The sequence below is a fragment of the Streptomyces sp. NPDC002868 genome (assembly GCF_055563295.1).
Genome location: NZ_JBVHDR010000012.1, coordinates 20,867 through 34,400, shown reverse-complemented (window position 1 = coordinate 34,400; position 13,534 = coordinate 20,867). Strand labels below are relative to the sequence as shown.

At 70.5% G+C, this 13,534-nt stretch carries 9 protein-coding genes; 2 read left to right on the top strand and 7 right to left on the bottom strand.

Annotated features, from left to right (window positions below; genetic code table 11):
• Positions 1-71 precede the first annotated feature (71 nt).
• The 7 genes from ACZ3H8_RS30275 to eccE all read right to left on the bottom strand — a co-directional run bounded on the left by ACZ3H8_RS30275 (position 72) and on the right by eccE (position 10,373).
• Positions 72-1,091, bottom strand: coding sequence for an ABC transporter ATP-binding protein (locus ACZ3H8_RS30275; protein ID WP_467407345.1), 1,020 nt, complete (start codon positions 1,089-1,091; stop codon positions 72-74).
• Positions 1,037-1,966, bottom strand: coding sequence for an ABC transporter permease (locus ACZ3H8_RS30270; RefSeq protein ID WP_467407344.1), 930 nt, complete (start codon positions 1,964-1,966; stop codon positions 1,037-1,039). Before ACZ3H8_RS30270 ends, ACZ3H8_RS30275 begins: the two co-directional genes overlap by 55 nt.
• The gene (locus ACZ3H8_RS30265; protein ID WP_467407342.1) at positions 1,963-3,012 is read right to left on the bottom strand and encodes an ABC transporter permease; all 1,050 of its coding nucleotides are present in this window, start codon (positions 3,010-3,012) and stop codon (positions 1,963-1,965) included. The genes ACZ3H8_RS30270 and ACZ3H8_RS30265 overlap by 4 nt, the downstream gene beginning before the upstream one ends.
• Positions 3,013-3,015: 3 nt before the next feature.
• A complete protein-coding gene (locus ACZ3H8_RS30260) occupies positions 3,016-4,839 on the bottom strand; it encodes an ABC transporter substrate-binding protein (RefSeq protein ID WP_467407341.1) in 1,824 nt (607 codons plus the stop codon).
• Positions 4,840-5,035: 196 nt separating this feature from the next.
• Entirely contained in the window at positions 5,036-8,065 is a 3,030-nt protein-coding gene (locus ACZ3H8_RS30255) for an SCO5717 family growth-regulating ATPase (protein ID WP_467407339.1), read from the bottom strand.
• A gap of 293 nt (positions 8,066-8,358) precedes the next feature.
• On the bottom strand, positions 8,359-9,078 hold the full coding sequence (locus ACZ3H8_RS30250; protein ID WP_467407338.1) for a hypothetical protein: 720 nt from the start codon (positions 9,076-9,078) through the stop codon (positions 8,359-8,361).
• Positions 9,078-10,373, bottom strand: a complete 1,296-nt coding sequence (gene eccE / locus ACZ3H8_RS30245; RefSeq protein WP_467407336.1) for a type VII secretion protein EccE — start codon at positions 10,371-10,373, stop codon at positions 9,078-9,080. Before eccE ends, ACZ3H8_RS30250 begins: the two co-directional genes overlap by 1 nt.
• A gap of 220 nt (positions 10,374-10,593) precedes the next feature.
• On the opposite strand from eccE, the gene eccB reads away from it, so the two are divergent.
• Together eccB and mycP are read left to right on the top strand one after the other, a co-directional pair.
• Complete coding sequence (eccB, locus tag ACZ3H8_RS30240) at positions 10,594-12,135, top strand: type VII secretion protein EccB (protein ID WP_467407335.1); 1,542 nt, start codon at positions 10,594-10,596, stop codon at positions 12,133-12,135.
• Between the two features lie 14 nt (positions 12,136-12,149).
• Positions 12,150-13,406 (top strand): type VII secretion-associated serine protease mycosin, encoded by a 1,257-nt coding sequence (mycP, locus tag ACZ3H8_RS30235; RefSeq protein ID WP_467407334.1) that lies wholly within the window; start codon positions 12,150-12,152, stop codon positions 13,404-13,406.
• The last annotated feature ends 128 nt before the right edge of the window (positions 13,407-13,534 follow it).

The following is a 13,534-nucleotide window of genomic DNA, read 5'->3' as shown; positions in this document are numbered from 1 at the left end:
CTGGCTCCTGGGTACGGCCCCGGCGACGCGGTGAACCGGGCTGGGGGACAGCGGAGTTCGGGACCGGCGTGTCACAGCGGCACCGCCCCTACGTGGACGCATGCCGCCCGGTGCCCCTCACCGGCCGCCGAGAGCACCTGGTCCTCCAGCGCGCACGCGTCCAGCGCGACCGGGCAGCGCGGGTGGAACGTACAGCCACTCGGCAGCGCCGACGGGTCGGGCGGGTCGCCCGGCAGGCCGCGTGGGGCCCGGCGCGAGGCGATGTCGCCGACGCGCGGGAAGGCCGCGGACAGGGCGCGCCCGTACGGATGCTCCGCCGCGCTGTACACCGCCTGCGCCGGGCCCTCCTCGACGACCCGGCCCGCGTACATCACCGCAAGCCGGTCGCAGGTGTCGGCGAGCACCGCCAGATCGTGGCTGATCATCAGCAGACTGATGTCCTGTTCGTCCACCAGCTGCTCGATCAGCCGCAGGATCTGCGCCTGGATCATCACATCGAGCGCGGTGGTCGGCTCGTCCGCCACGATGAGCTGAGGGTCGCAGGCGAGCGCCATCGCGATCATGACGCGCTGGCGCTGGCCCCCGGACAGCTCGTGCGGATACGCGTCCGCGCGGGACACGGGCAGCCCCACGTGCTGAAGCAGTTCGGCGACCCGCTTCTTCGCCGCCGACGGCGTGGTCTTGTGGTGCAGCAGGATCGGCTCGGCGATCTGTTCGCCGACCCGGTGCACCGCGTTGAGCGAGTGCATCGCGCCCTGGAAGACGATCGACGCGCCGGCCCACCGCACGGCCCGCAGCCGCCCCCACTTCATGGTGAGGACGTCCTCCCCGTCGAGGAGGATCTCGCCGGAAAGCTTGGCGGAAGCGGGGAGAAGGCGGAGGAGGGCAAGGGCCAGGGTGGACTTGCCGCAGCCCGACTCGCCCGCGATTCCCAGCTTCTGCCCGGCGGCCACGCTCAGATCCACACCCCGTACGGCCGGGACGGCCCGCGCTCCCGAACCGTACGTCACCCGCAGGTTCTTGACTTCGAGCAGGCTCAACGAGCCACCCCCAGCTTCGGGTTGAGCACGGCCTCGACAGCCCGGCCGCACAGCGTGAACGCCAGCGCCACCAGCGCGATGGCGATCCCGGGCGGCGCCAGATACCACCAGTGGCCGGAGGAGACCGCGCCCGCCTCCCGCGCGTCCTGGAGCATGCCGCCCCAGGAGACGATCGTCGGATCGCCGAGGCCGAGGAACGCGAGCGTCGCCTCCGTCAGGATCGCCGTGGAGATGCCGAGCGTCGTCTGGGCGAGGACCAGCGGCATGACGTTGGGCAGCACATGCCGGGTCATGATGTGGCTGTGGCCGCCGCCGAGCGCCCTGGCGCGCTCGATGTACGGACGCGACTCGACCGCGATCGTCTGCGCCCGCACCAGACGGGCCGTGGTCGGCCAGCTGGTGACGCCGATCGCCAGGATCACCGTCCAGATGCTCCGGGACATCACGGTCGCGAGCACGATCGCCAGCACCAGCGCCGGCATCACCAGGAACCAGTCCGTGATCCGCATGATGACGGTCGAGAACCAGCCGCCGTAGTGACCGGCGATGATGCCGACCAGGGTCCCGATGGCCACCGACAGCGCGGCAGCCAGCAGTCCGACGGTGAGCGAGATCCGCGCCCCCCACACCAGCAGCCCGAGCAGCGAGCGCCCGAACTGGTCGGTGCCGAGCGGGAATTCGCCGCTCGGCGACTCCAGCGCCGTGCCCGGCGCGTTCGTCACGCTCTGCACATCGCCGCCGACCAGCAGCGGCGCGGCGAGCGCGATCAGGGCGATGAGCGCGAGCGCGCCAAGGCCGAAGAGGCCCGCCCGGTGTGTGCGGTACGAGTGCCAGAAGCGGGCCACGGAATCGCGGCGGCGCGCCCAGGCGAGGGAGCGCGCGGTCTGGGTGGTACGTGCGGTCTTCGGGACCGGCGTGATCGTCATCGGCCCACCCGGGGATCGAGCAGCGGATAGAGCAGGTCGGCGAGGAGATTCATCAGGATCATCGCGCCGGCGAAGACCACGAAGAGCCCCTGCACCAGCGGCAGATCGGGCACGCTCAGCGCCTGGTAGAAGAGCCCGCCCAGGCCCGGCCAGGAGAACACCGTCTCGACGAGGATCGAACCGGCCGCCACATGGCCCAGATTGATGAAGACCATCGTGACGGTGGGCAGGAGCGCATTGGGCACGGCATGGCGGCGGCGTATGGCATCGTCCCGCAGCCCCTTCGCCCGCGCCGTCGTCAGATAGTCGCTGCCCATCTCGTCCAGCAGCGACGAGCGCATCACCAGCAGCGTCTGGGCATACCCGACCGCGACCAGCGTGATGACCGGAAGCACCATGTGGTGCGCGACATCGCCGATGTACGCGAAGCCGGTTTGGTCACCCGACTCCATGCCGCCGGTCGGGAACAGTCCGGGAACCGGGCCGACGCCGACCGAGAAGGTGATGATCAGCAGCAGGCCGAGCCAGAACGACGGCACGGACCACAGGGTCAGCGCCACACCCGTATTGAGCTTGTCGCCGAGGCTGCCGTGCCGCCAGGCGGAGCGGGTGCCGAGCCAGAGCCCGATTGCCGAGTAGATCACCACGGCGACCCCGGTGAGCAGGAGCGTCGCGGGCAGCTTCTGCGAGATCAGCTCGCCGACGGGCGCGTGGAACTGGTACGACGTACCGAGATCGCCCGTCAGCGCCTTGCCGCAGTAGTCGGTGAACTGCTGCCACATCGGCTGGTCGAGGCCGAACTGGCGGCGCAGCGAGGCCAGTTGCTCGGCCGAGGTCGGCATGCCGTGCGTCATCGCCTTGACCGGGTCGCCGGGGATGATCCGGAAGAGGAAGAAGCTGGTGACGAGCACGGCGAGCAGCGAGATCGCCGCGCCGCCCAGCTTGCCCGCCACATAGAGGAGATAGGCGCGTGCGCCGCCGCTCGCGGCGCGGGCCTCGGGGGCCCGCACCACGGCGGCAGTGCCGGTCGTGCTTGTGGTGCTCATCGACTATTCACGGTCTTCCGCGGTGGTACGTCGGCGCATCGCGACGAAGAGCCCGATGGCGGCGGCGAGGACGACAGCCGCGCCGATGCCGATCACGACACCTGTCGAGGAGCCGCTGTCGGAGCTGCCGTCGCCCGCGGCCGGCTCGGCCGACCACCAGCTCCAGTAGCCGTCCTGGCCCCAGAGATTGCCCGCGGCCTCCGGCATCGTCTTGATGGACTTGATCTGGTCGGTACGGTACGCCTCGACGGCGTTCGGATACGCGATGACATTCATGTATCCGGTGTCGTACAGGCGAGATTGCATCTGCTTGACGAGTCCGGCCCGCTTGGCCGCGTCGTACTCCGCGGTCTGCTGCGTGTACAGCTCGTCGAACGGCTTGTCGCAGATGAAGTTGTCGGTCGCGCCGGTGTCCTTGGGCGTGGCCGGCAGCGCGGCGCAGGTGTGGATGGACAGGACGAAGTCCGGGTCCGGGTTGACCGACCAGCCGTCGAAGGCCAGGTCGTAGTCGCCCTTGACCCAGGGGTCGGAGACATTGTCGAGACAGTCCACCTTGAGCCCGATGCCGAGCTCGCCCCACCACTCCTGCAGATACTTGCCGATCGCCTTGTCGTTGGGGTCGGTGGCGTGACAGAGGATGCGCAGATCGAGGGCCTTGCCGTCCTTGCCGACGCGCTTGCCGCTGCCGTTCTTCTTGTAGCCGGCCTGGTCGAGGAGGGCGGCGGCCTTCGCCGGGTCGTACGCGATCTTCTGGCTCGCCCCGGGCTTCCAGAAGTACGAGTCGAAGCGCGGCGGGATGTAGCCCTCGCCCTCGACGGCGTGGCCCTGGAAGACCTTGTCGACGATGGTCTTGCGGTCGGTGGCGTGGAAGAGCGCCCTGCGCACGGCCGGGTCGAGCAGGGCCTTGTGGCCGCTGCCGAACGTCTTGCCGTCCTTGGACCTCGCCCCCGGATTGGTGGCGAGAGCAAAGAAGCGGCGGCCCGGAGCGTCGTTGACCTTGATGTTCTCGGCGCTCTTCAGGGCCGTGGCCTGGGCGGGGGTGAGGCCCTGGACGAAGGAGACCTCGCCCTTCTGCAGCGCCGCGACGGCCGCGTCACCGTCCTTGTAGTACTTGAGCACCAGCTCGTCGAACTTGGGCGCGCCGCGCCAGAAGTCCATGTTGGGCTTGAGCTTGACGAACTGGTCGACCTTGAAGTCGGTGATGACGAACGGGCCGTTGCCGACGATCGGGAACTGCTTGTCGTTGTTGAACTTCGAGAAGTCGCCGACCTTCTCCCAGACGTGCTTGGGCACGATCGGCACATCCAGCGCCGTCATGGTGGCCTGAGGCTTCTTCAGCTCTATGACCAGCGTCTCGGGGTCCGGGGCCGTGACCTTCTTGAAGTTGGCGGTGAAGCTGCCGTTGGCGGTGGCGGCGTTCTCGTCCGTCATCATCTTGTTGAAGGTCCAGGCGGCGTCCTCGGCGGTTGCCTGCTTCCCGTCGGACCACTTGGAGTTCTTCCGGATGGTGTACGTCCACGTCAGCTTGTCCGGGGACGTCTTCCACTCGGTGGCCAGGCCCGGGACCGTGTGAGCGTCCTTGACGTCGTAATTCGTCAGGTACTCATAGGCCAGTCGGTGGATGGTGGTGCTGACCAGCTTCTGCGCCAGGAACGGGCTGAGGGAGTCCACGCTCTGCGAGACGGCGACGGTGAGAACCTTCTTGCCGCCGTCGTCCTTGCCGTTGTCGGCGGCCTGGGCCGAGGGGGTTGCTGTTCCGGCCACCAGTGCGGCGGCGGCGCTGGAGGCCAGAAGCAGTCGGATGCGGGCTGGAACCTTTGTGACCATAGGACGGGGACCTCGCGTCATCACTCGCTCGGAGAAGGCAGGTTGAGCTCTGGTTCGCCAATTGGTGAAGCGAGGTTTATCAGCGGCGGTCGATTGCGTCAACGGGCCGTCAAACCCCGTGTGGGCTGCGGGAATACACTGAGGGCCCGCACCGTGGAGACGGTGCGGGCCCTCATTGGTTCAGACCTCTGTCGCGTTACTGCTGAGGGGCTGGCGGTGCCTGCGGGGGCTGCTGCTGCGGCCATCCGGCAGGTGGTACGGGCCCCTGCAACTCGGGTTGTCCGGGGCCACCCGGCTGGCCCTGCTGCCCGGGGTGACCCGGCTGTCCCGGCGGTCCGGGCGGCGGTCCGGCGGGGCTCCCGGGGGACTGGGCCTGGGAGGGCAGCGACTGCTGCCAACCCTGCGGCGGGTACGGCTGGTGGGGCGGCTGGCCTCCGTACGGCTGCTGCGGCTGGCCCTGCGGCGGGTAGGGCTGCTGCGGGGGCTGCGGCTGTTGAGGCACGTACGGCTGACCGGGCATCGGCTGGCCCGGCATCTGCTGCTGGCCCGGCATCGGCGGGGCCAGGTGCGGCGGCGGGTTGCCGTCCGCCGTCCACAGCCCCTGCTGCTGCTGAGCCCGGACGAAGTCCTCGGCGATCAGCGCGGAGAGATTGAAGTACGCCTCACGGGTCTTCGGGCGCATCATGTCCAGGTCGACCTCGGCGCCCGCCGACAGGTGCTCGTCGAAGGGCACCACGATCACACCGCGGCAGCGCGTCTGGAAGTGCTGCACAATGTCGTCGACCTTGATCATCTTGCCGGTCTCGCGTACCCCGGAGATGACCGTGATGGAACGCTGCACCAACTCGGCGTACCCGTGCGCGGACAGCCAGTCGAGCGTCGTCGACGCGCTGCTTGCACCGTCCACGGACGGCGTCGAAATAATGATCAACTGGTCGGCCAGATCAAGCACTCCACGCATCGCGCTGTAGAGCAGACCGGTGCCGGAGTCGGTGAGGATGATCGGGTACTGCTTGCCCAGTACGTCGATCGCGCGCCGGTAGTCCTCGTCGTTGAAGGTCGTGGAGACTGCCGGGTCCACGTCGTTGGCGATGATCTCCAGACCGGAGGGCGCCTGCGAGGTGAACCGGCGGATGTCCATGTACGAGTTGAGGTACGGGATCGCCTGCACCAGGTCGCGGATGGTGGCCCCGGTCTCGCGGCGCACCCGGCGGCCGAGCGTGCCGGCGTCAGGGTTGGCGTCGATCGCCAGGATCTTGTCCTGCCGCTCGGTGGCCAGCGTCGAGCCCAGCGCGGTGGTCGTCGTGGTCTTGCCGACGCCGCCCTTGAGGCTGATGACCGCGATCCGGTAGCAGGACAGCACCGGCGTACGGATCAGGTCAAGCTTGCGCTGCCGCTCGGCCTCCTCCTTCTTGCCCCCGAGCTTGAAGCGGGCGGCGCTGGAGGGGTTGCGGCTGCTCTTGGCCTTCTGCTTGTTGTTGCGCAGGAGGCGGTCGGAGGAGAGCTCGACGGCCGCGGTGTATCCGAGCGGGGCGCCCGGCACGGAACGCTCGCGCTGGTCGTGCGTCACCGGTGTCGGCCAGCCGGCACCGGTGCGCGGGTCTGTGGGACCGACCGGAGTCTGGGGGTGCGGCGGGCCCTGGGGGCCCTGGGGGTGCGCCTGCGGGTGGGACTGCTGCGCGGGCAGATGGGGTGTGGCGGGCGCGGGCAGGTTGGGCGTCTGCGGCGGCAGCGGTACGGGCGCGTTCGCGCCGGGCAGCTGGCCCGGCTGACCCGGCTGGGGGAAGCCGTAACCGGTCTGCGGTGCCGGGGTGTTGGGGTCCGGTACAGCGGGCGGCAGTGGTGCGGCGGGTGCGGGCTGACCCGGCTGCGGGAAGCCGTAACCGCCCTGCTGGGCGGCGGGGTGCCCCGGCTGACCGGGCTGCCCCGGCTGGGGGAAGCCGTAACCGCTCTGCGGTGCCGGGGTGTTGGGGCCCGGTACGGCGGGCGGCAGTGGTGCGGCGGGTGCCGGCTGACCCGGCTGTCCCGGTTGCGGGAAACCGTAACCGCCTTGCTGGGCGGCGGGGTGCCCCGGCTGGCCGGGCTGCGGGAAGCCGTAACCGCCCTGCTGCTGAGGTGTGGGCGTCTGCCAGGCGGGCGGGGTCTGGGGGCCGCCCTGCACCGGCTGCTGCGGCTGCGGTGGGGCGGACTGCTCCGCGGTCTGCGGCGACACGGGCCATTGCGGCGCGGACGGCGGCGCGGCGGGCTGGAAGGCGGGCGGCAGCGGCGGCAATGGGGCGCTCTGTCCTTGCCCCTGTCCATGCGGGGGCGCTGCCGGGGACCAGGGCTGAGCCGGTACGGGCGCGGGCGGAGTGTCCTGGGGCACGGAGTCGGCCGGCTCGTCGGCCGTCACCTCTCCCGCGCTCTGCGGGGCGCTCTCGTCGCGCGGCTCGGCGTCGCCGCCGTCGGAGTCCTGGACCTCGGAGTCCTGGACCTCGGAGTCCTGGACCTCGGAGTCCCGCGCCTCGGAGTCCCGCACCTCGGAGTCCTGGACCTCCACGTCCGGTACGTCCGAGGAGTCTTCGGGGCCGTCGGTGTCCGCGGGCTCTGCGGACTCGTCAGCGGAGTCCTCGGCCGAGGCCTCGGCGACCTCGTCCGACCCGGCCGCGACCGGGGCCCCGGGATCGCCGGAACCCTCAGCGGTGCTCTCGTCGGTCTCCTTGGCAGCCGCCCGCTCCTCCATCTCGCGCTTCAGCGCGGCCGGGGAGAACCGCATGGTCGCCCCGCTCTCCACATCGCCGCCCCCGAAGGGCTGCGACGCGGGCTCGGCGGCCGACTCGGCAACCGGAGCCGGAGCCGGAACGGGAGCCGCAGGAGGCGTCTGCACAGGAGCGGGAGCTGGCGCTGGGACGGGCGCTGGGACGGGCGCAGGCGCGGGCGTCGGCGCAGGCGCCTGAACCTGTGCCGGAGGAGGCGTCGGCGCAGGCGCCCAGTTGGGCTCGAAACCGCTGCCCGCGGGCAGCCCCGGCACGGCCACCGGCGCCCCGTTCGGCGGCGGTGGAGGCGGCGTGTGCCCCTGCTGGCCCGAGCCCCCGCCCGAGATGTCGCCCGACGCGTTCTGCGTGTACCAGGCCGGCGGGGTGTAGTCGATGGTGAACTCACCCGTCAGCTCGGCGGGATCCGCGTCGGACTGATCATCGACGGGAATGTTCCAGCCCCCGTGGATCTCGTCCCGATCGCCGTTCACTTTGCCTCCTGGTGTGGTCGAGCACCCTTGTGCCGTGGTGGGTGGGGGCGACCTCTTCGTCCGATCGGCCCGGCTCTCCCCCTAGGGACGCGGTCAACACGCCCGCAGGTTCTTCTGCCGCGCCCTGTCCCACCCTAATCGTCAACAATGCCGGACCGGCAGGGCCGACCGCCCGTCGGCTGCTGTCCCGTACGTCACGGCCTGCCCCCACGTGGTCCGGGTGGGGCGCAGCGTAAGGAAGTCGACGGGTCAAAACCGTACAACTGCGTACGTACGGAAGGGCTGCCGGCCCGTCAGTCCATCCGGCGGGCGCTGCCCAACAATCCGGTCTCGGCATCCGTGGCCTGTGTCATGACGAACTGCCGGTCCCGCGCCGTGCACCAAAGTGTGACGCCGTCCGCGAGCGTGGACAGCGCCTCCGTCTCGGGCCGCGGAAGATGCATGATGCGGCCGATCTGCGCGGCCTCGTCGGGCGAGACGCGCTGGATGCCGACCAGGCCCGACTTCTCCATCAGCCGCGGCGCCACCGGGCTCAGATACGGCAGCAGCGTCAGCACCGACTGCCAGGGGCCCGAGACCACCCGGCCGCGCGGCGGCCGCATTCCGCAGTCGCGCACCACGACCACCGGGCTGCCGGCCGACGCGCCCTGCGGCGGCACCCGCCCCACGTCGTGCAGCGAGATGACCTGTGTCCCACCGCCCGCCGCCTGGGCGAGCGTCGTCCAGGCGTGCGCCCGGCCCGTCTCGACGGTGACCCGCGCTCCTGTCGCGGCGGCGCGCAGCGCGAGCACCTGCGCGGTCCAGAGGCCGCCGATGAGCGTGACGTCGTACGGCGTGGGCCGGTTGATGCCGAGCACCCCGGGCCGGCCATCGGCGTCCACGCCGATGACCACGCCGTCGTCGCCGACCGGCAGCGCGAGCGCGGCCAGTTGGTCCACCGACAGCGCATGACGGTCGCGGCGGGGTCCGATCAGTCCGAAGCCGATACGAGGCTTGGTGACAGACGAAGGCATCAGCGGGCTCCCCCGAGCGGCAGTGTGGCGAGCATCCCGGGCAGCTGTTCACGGTCGAGCCGTACGAGCCCGGTCTTGACCCCGCGGGCCGCTCGCTCCAGTTCATGGCGCGCGGCGACCAGTTCCTCGTCGCTGCGTCCGGTGATGCGGACATGTCCGGTGACCGACACGCCCTGCCGTTCGCCGTGGCCCAGCGTCAGGCTGAACGTCGTGGCCAGCGCGGGGATCGAGGTGAGCAGCGCGACGAGCTGCGGCATCGGAGCCCCGCCGCCGCCCAGTTGGGGCCAGCGGCCCACCCAGTACGTGGTGTGGCGGCGGTCGTCGACGCGCCAGGTGCGCGAGGTCTCCTGGGTGCGCCGCGCGGGCGCCTCCGCTCGGCCTGCCTGGGCGATGGCCATGGGGCTGGCACAGGAGGAGGTGGCGACGGCCGCCGTCAGCTCCTGCTCGGTCAGTACGGTCGCCCGGAAGCCGGCGCCGGTCAGCCGGCTCGCCAGCTGGTCTGCCGTACGCACCAGGCACTTCTGCGCGCCTTCGAGTCCGCCGCCGCGCGCCGCCACCGCCTCGGGGCAGAGCTCAGGGTCGAGCTTGAGCGCGATCCAGGTGATCCGTATCGCCGGGGACCCGGTCTGGGCCTGCAGAGGTGCGTAGTTGCGCGCGGCCACCGACTGATGCGGCAGATGCGGGGCGGGTGCGGGCTGGGTGTGCTGGACTATCTGCGCGGACTCCAGCCGGATGCCGTCGACGTCCAGCACGTCCCGTACGAGAGCCATCGGCAGGGGCCTGGCGGTGCGGTCCGGCCGCAGGGCCGTCGCGTCGGCCTCGACCTGCAGCACCGCGGTCAGGAAGGTCCCGTCGCCGATCATGCCGACCGGGCGGCGGTCGCGGTCGCTGTAGGTGTACGTCCGCAGGGCGGGGTCGCACTCGACGGCGGGCGCCAGGCCCGGTTCGGTATCGGGCGGGAGGATCAGGGACGCGGCCTTGCGCCTGCGCGCTCGCAGCGCGAAGACGGTGGCCAGCCATTCGGGCAGGGAGCGCCGGTGCCTGCGCAGCAGCGCAAGCAGCACCAGCACCGCGGCCACCACAAACGCCGGAACCAGCATCAGGGGGTCGATCACCCAGCTGACCAGGAGCACCGCGGCGGCGATCTCGATCAGCACGAGTTGTTGCAGTCGGAACGAACCGAAGTGTCCGGGTCGTGCCTTGAGTCGGGGTGCGGCCGGTGAGTGGGACGGCGGTTGGGGCCGTGCGGAGGTCTGCCCGTGGGCCGTGGGCCGAACGCGCGTCGCGGAAGCCATTATTCCGGCACCCCCCAGTTCATTAGGCCCCAATTCATCCCGATCACCCCTGTCCGGCCCTGCCCAGCAAGGCCTTTGGCGGCTGGATCACCCTACCCGCCCCACAAGCACCATCGATCAACAGGCATAGTAGGGGGCCGGTCCGACAATCTGGGCCCGGGGACCGTGCTCACCACAAGGCCCCGCGGGGAGACAGTGCCTTCTTTACCAATGGGGACTCATGGCATCACGGCGGGATGAGCTCAACGCGTACACCTTTGCGAAGAAGCGCACGGTGGCGGCATTCCTCCAACCCTCTTCCACGGGTACGGAGGAGGGGGCGCCGCGCCCGATGCGCGCCGTCCTCCCCAGCATCATCGTCGGGGCGCTGATCCTCGCGGGTTTCGGCGCCTTCGGCATGTTCAAGCCGAAGGCACCCAAGGACTGGGCGGCGCCCGGCACGAAGGTGATCGTCGGCAAGGACTCCACCACCCGCTACGTGGTGCTGTCGACCGGCAAGGGCAAGAACAAGAAGACCCTGCTGCACCCCGTGCTGAACCTCGCCTCCGCGCGACTGCTGCTCACCCCCGACCAGTTCAAGGTGATCACGGTCAGCGACGACATCCTGGACTCCGGCAAGCCCCCGCGCGGGCCGATCCTCGGCATTCCGTACGCCCCCGACCGGCTGCCCACCCACAAGGAGGCCGCCAAGTCCAAGCGCTGGGCGGTCTGCGAGCAGCCCGGCGGCGGCAAGGGCAACACCGTGCAGAAGGCGACTTTCGTCTTCGGCGACCGCGATCTCAACCGCACAGAGGGCAAGCAGAAGCTGAGCGGCGGCCAAGTCCTTTACGTCAAGGGGCAGAACGGTCTGCGCTACCTCGTGGACGCCGGCGGCACCAAGTACCTGGTGCGCGGCACCCAGACCCATTCCGCGATCCTCACCCGCGCCCTGGTCGGCAGCAAGGAGCCGCAGTCCGTCACCGACGACTGGCTGGCGACGCTGCACGTCGGCAGCCCGGTCGACTTCCCTGTGATCCCCGGCCAGGTCCAGGCCAAGGCCGGTGCCGGCAGCGGTCTTACGCCCGAACAGGACCGGGTCGGCATGGTCCTGCAGGCGCAGACCGGCTCCGGTCCTGTGCACTACGTGGTCCTGCCCGGCAAGGTCCAGCCGGTCTCCGACTTCACCGCCTGGCTGCTGATCAACTCCCCGCAGACCGACAGGCTCGACATGGGCGGCAAGGCGACCGTCGTCGACGCGGCGTCCTTCGCCCCGGAGAGCGACTTCTTCGGCGCCGAGAACCGCTGGCCCGCACGGAAGGCCGAGCAGGTCAACTCCGCGAGCGGCGACCGCGACACCGTCTGCAGCGTGCTGCGCGAGGTCGATGACAAGGGCCGTACGACCCTGTCGACCTGGGCCGGTTCCGAGTACCCCGCCGAGATCACCGCGGGCGGCACCAGCACCTATGTCACCCCCGGCACCGGACTGCTCTACACCCAGGTGCAGGGCAAGCAGACCAAGCCCGACGGTTCGCTCTTCCTGGTGACCGACACCGGACTGCGGTACGCGGTCCAGGCGAACGGCGACAGCGACGCGGACCGCTCCGACATCGGCACGGGCGACCAGGAGAAGCAGCAGGACGGCCGCCCCGAGGCCAGCCAGGCGCAGATCCGGCTCGGCTACGGGAAGGTCACCCCGACCCTCGTCCCGATCACCTGGTCGGAATTCCTGTCCAAGGGACCCCGGCTCGACACCAACAGCGCGCGTCAGCCGCAGGGTTCGTAAGGGGAGTGCGACCGATGCTGCACCTGCGCAGAAAGACTGCCGTGCTGGCCGCCGCCGCGGCGCTGACGGGCCTGGCGGCCGCGCCCCCGGCCGCGTACGCCGACGAGGGCCACGACGTCCCGTACGAACTCGGCATCGACGGCAGCGGCGAGTGCACCTTCCCGATGAAGGAGCAGATCGCGGGGATCCCCTGGCCGCTCCAGCGAGTCCTGCTCGACGAGTTGTGGCAGGACACCAAGGGCAAGGGCGTACGGGTCGCGGTCATCGACACCGGCGTGGACAACGACAACGTCCAGCTCAAGTCGGCGGTTGACGCGTCCGCGGGCAAGGACCTCCTCAAGCCCGACAAGGAGGCCGGAACGGACGACAAGCGCGGCAAGACCGACGGCACGGTCGACGAGGTCGGCCACGGCACCAAGGTCGCCGGGATCATCGCCGCGCGCCCCCGCAAGGGCACCGGCTTCGTCGGCCTGGCACCCGAGGCCACGATCATCCCGATCCGCCAGAACGACGAGAAGAACAGCGGCAACGACAAGACGATGGCCACGGCCATCGACCACGCCATCGCCAAGGGCGCCGGCGTCATCAACATCTCCCAGGACACGACGAAGCCCCTGTCGCCCGACTCGGTGCTGGGCCTGGCCGTACAGCGGGCAATCCAGAAGGACATCGTCGTGGTCGCCTCCGCGGGCAACGACGGCATGGACGGCAAACTCAAGAACACCTATCCCGCGGCCTTCCCGGGCGTTCTCGCCGTCGCCTCCTCCGACCGCAACAACGAGCGGGCGGTCTTCTCGCAGGCGGGTGATTTCGTCGGCATCGCGGCCCCGGGCGTCGACGTCGTCTCCACCGTCCCCGGCAACGGGCAGTGCGTCGACAACGGCACCAGCTTCTCCGCGCCGTACGTCGCGGGCGTGGCCGCGCTGCTGAAGGCCAAGTACCCCAAGTGGACCGTGCCGCAGATCATCGCGCAGATCGAGCAGACGGCCGAGCGCAGCATCAACGGCAAGGACAGCTTCGTCGGCTGGGGCGTCATCGACCCGGTGCGCGCGCTGGACGGCGACGACGGCCCGCCGGAGGCCCCGCGCGCGGACCCGGGCCCGCCGAAGCCGCCCGCGCCGGAGCCCGCCCATCTGGCGATGACCGAGACCGTTCAGGAACGCAAGGAGCGGTACGCAACCTACGGGCTCGGGATTGGCGTCGTACTGGTGGCAGTCGTCGCCGGCGCGGCAACGGTCATCCGGGACACCCGGCGCAATAGGGCCCAGTGAGCCAAGTCTCCATACGGGGCTTTGCAGTTGGAACTGTCGTATCAAGTGGATAGAGTGACGGCAGGACCCAGTGAGGACTGGTGTCCGGCACGGGGGCGGCATCCACTCGGCTTCCGTCTACAGCGCCG

Coding starts and splice junctions, on each gene's coding strand:
- ACZ3H8_RS30270 (WP_467407344.1), bottom strand. CDS start 1,966: ATGACGATCACGCCGGTCCCGAAGACCGCACGTACCACCCAGACCGCG.
- ACZ3H8_RS30265 (WP_467407342.1), bottom strand. CDS start 3,012: ATGAGCACCACAAGCACGACCGGCACTGCCGCCGTGGTGCGGGCCCCC.
- ACZ3H8_RS30260 (WP_467407341.1), bottom strand. CDS start 4,839: ATGGTCACAAAGGTTCCAGCCCGCATCCGACTGCTTCTGGCCTCCAGC.
- ACZ3H8_RS30250 (WP_467407338.1), bottom strand. CDS start 9,078: ATGCCTTCGTCTGTCACCAAGCCTCGTATCGGCTTCGGACTGATCGGA.
- eccE (WP_467407336.1), bottom strand. CDS start 10,373: ATGGCTTCCGCGACGCGCGTTCGGCCCACGGCCCACGGGCAGACCTCC.
- eccB (WP_467407335.1), top strand. CDS start 10,594: ATGGCATCACGGCGGGATGAGCTCAACGCGTACACCTTTGCGAAGAAG.
- mycP (WP_467407334.1), top strand. CDS start 12,150: ATGCTGCACCTGCGCAGAAAGACTGCCGTGCTGGCCGCCGCCGCGGCG.